Source organism: Acinetobacter sp. 228, assembly GCF_048147885.1.
The window spans coordinates 1-1,074 of sequence record NZ_JAYWYV010000549.1; the positions used below are offsets into that span (position 1 = coordinate 1).

At 35.0% G+C, this 1,074-nt stretch carries 2 pseudogenes; both read right to left on the bottom strand.

The features are described 5' to 3' along the window. Positions 1-868, bottom strand: a pseudogene (locus VXQ92_RS20690) (transcription-repair coupling factor); the annotation flags it as partial. A 134-nt stretch (positions 869-1,002) separates the two neighbouring features. After that, positions 1,003-1,074: pseudogene (locus VXQ92_RS20695) on the bottom strand (hypothetical protein); the annotation flags it as partial.

Genomic DNA, 1,074 nt, shown 5'->3' on the forward strand with positions numbered 1-1,074 from the left:
TAGTTGTAATTACAATGCAATTCTTTGGTAAGTATGTTGTGAACATACTTTGTGACTGCATTTGTTCTTTATCAAAAAATAGCGGTAAATAAAATTCAATACCAGGCGATGCTATACCATCTAAAACGTCCTGATAAATTGGATTTTTCTTAGGATTGGCAGTAGGAAAAAACTCAGAATAACGGTCTCTAAAAACTGAACGTCCTTCTTTTAAAGGGAATTCTTTCGCGGGTAAAACCGTAAAACTTTTTAGTGTGGTTGTTGTTCTTTGAGTTTCAGGGTCAAAGAATTTTAAAGAATCAATTTCATCGTCAAATAAATCTATGCGGATTGGAGATTCTTGACCCGATGCAAAAATATCCATAATACTGCCGCGTACAGCAAACTCACCATGGTCATAAACTGTATCTACTAAGTGGTAGCCCGCCTGAACTAACCTTAATTTTTGTTGTTCTAAATCAAATTTTTGACCCACTTTTATATCAAAGTGTTCTCCCAATACCCATGAGTAAGGTGCAACCCGTTGAGCCAAGGTACTTGCTGAAATCAGTAATACGCCTTGCTGAGGCATATTAGATAAAATAGCAAGACGTTCTGACACAATATCTTGATGGGGAGATAAACGGTCATAAGGCAAAATTTCCCAATCCGGAAAAATTGTCGGCTTAACTCCATAAAACTCAAGTTCACTTTCTAATTGAGCAACATGTTGGTTGTTTCGAGCGACTAATAACAATAAAGAAGAATGCTGAGTGGCAATTTCTTTAAGCAATAAAGCTGCTGATGAACCTAATAATGACCCCACCCAACGCTTTTCACCGGCCTTGAGCTGTTGCAAATTCAATTGAGAGATTTCTTGTTGAAACATGTATATGGCTTTTATGAGCTAAAAAGATATGAGGTTAATAGTAGCATGATGTTTTTAGTGAATTGAGTTATTTTTCTGCAATCAAGCTACTACTTTATGATACTTTTTTATAGTTCTTAAACAATCATTTGAAGTTATTTGTCTCGTAAAAACATCACATAATATTGGTTTAATACCTGTATGATTGCTTTAAGCTCAAGTAACTT